At 22.8% G+C, this 1,299-nt stretch carries 2 protein-coding genes; one reads left to right on the plus strand and one right to left on the minus strand.

All coding sequences use genetic code 11. The features are described 5' to 3' along the window. A partial coding sequence (locus MSCUN_RS05525) for a restriction endonuclease subunit S (protein ID WP_170104066.1) occupies nt 1–641 on the plus strand: 641 nt, incomplete at its 5' end. Here MSCUN_RS05525 and MSCUN_RS05530 read toward each other — a convergent pair. Further along, the coding region (locus tag MSCUN_RS05530; protein ID WP_211305559.1) for a restriction endonuclease subunit S at nt 638–1,299 on the minus strand (662 nt) is incomplete at its 5' end. The genes MSCUN_RS05525 and MSCUN_RS05530 overlap by 4 nt on opposite strands.

Below are 1,299 nucleotides of genomic sequence, written 5' to 3' on the forward strand. Positions count from 1 at the left end.
ATTCGTTATATGTAGATATTAAGAAGTATTTATTGAAAAATTTATTTGTTCATGAAGATGAAAAATCTTTTTTACGATTTAAAAGGTATGATGATATTTTACAGAGAGTTTCTTTAAGTGAAATATTAGAAGAATCTAAGATAAAGTCAAAAGATGATATAAATAAGCGTATTAGTGTAAAACTTAATTTGAAAGGTGTTGTTAAAAGAATTCCAAATACTAATGAAATTGAAGGTGCTACAACTCAATATTTAAGAAAAAAAGGACAATTTATATATGGTAAGCAAAATTTATATAAGGGAGCTTTTGGTATTGTACCTTCTAATTTAGATGGTTATCTAAGTTCTAGTGATATACCTTCATTTGATTTTATAAAACTAATAGATGAAATGTGGCTATTTTATTATTTATCTGATAAAGATTATTATACTAAATTAGAACGTTTGTCAACAGGAACTGGATCTAAAAGAATTTCACCAGAAGATTTTCTGAAAATTAAAATTAACATACCTTCTATAGAAGAACAAAAAGAAATATCAAATATGTTAAAATTTTTTGACCATAAAATAGAAAATATTAAAAAACAAATATTTTTATTTTCTAAGTTTAAAAAAGGTTTATTACAGAGAATGTTTTGTTAAATAAACATTTTTTGAAGAAGTCCCTTTTTATATTTTTTTAAATTATTTAAATCTTGTTCATGTATTTGGATATATTTATCAATGGATGATAGGAACTTGCTTATTTTTTCTTGTTTTTCTAATGGTGGAATTTTTATTTTAAAGTTTTTTATTGTTTCTGCTTTTAGATTTTGTTGTGTTCCTGTTTCAATATATTTATGTATATATTTTTTATAGAAAGTTAAATGATAATACATAAATTCTAAATCTATATCATCTTTGAATATTATGCTAAATATTGCTTGACTTGTTGCTAGTGGAATGTTATTTATTGATACGAATCCTACTGATGCATATATTGAATATAATAAAGATTTCTCTGGTACTATCCATGCTGATGAGTTTTCTAATCCTAATTTACTCATTGTTTTTTCTGTGTAAGTTATGTACTTACCTTCTTTTGTCATGTCATTAATACTTAAAAAAGGTATATTTCCATTATAATACTTCTTAACACTTGATTTAGGAGTTCCACCTGCTTTACCTTTTTTAATTATATCTTTTAGCTTCAATTGTTTCCATTTTACATTATCTATTAAACAATTATCAGTTGATTCTTCATTAATATCATGAAAGATATTTTTTATAAAATACTTCTTAATATCTACATATAACGAAT

Origin of the sequence: Methanosphaera cuniculi, from assembly GCF_003149675.1 — an archaeon.
Taxonomy (GTDB): domain Archaea; phylum Methanobacteriota; class Methanobacteria; order Methanobacteriales; family Methanobacteriaceae; genus Methanosphaera; species Methanosphaera cuniculi.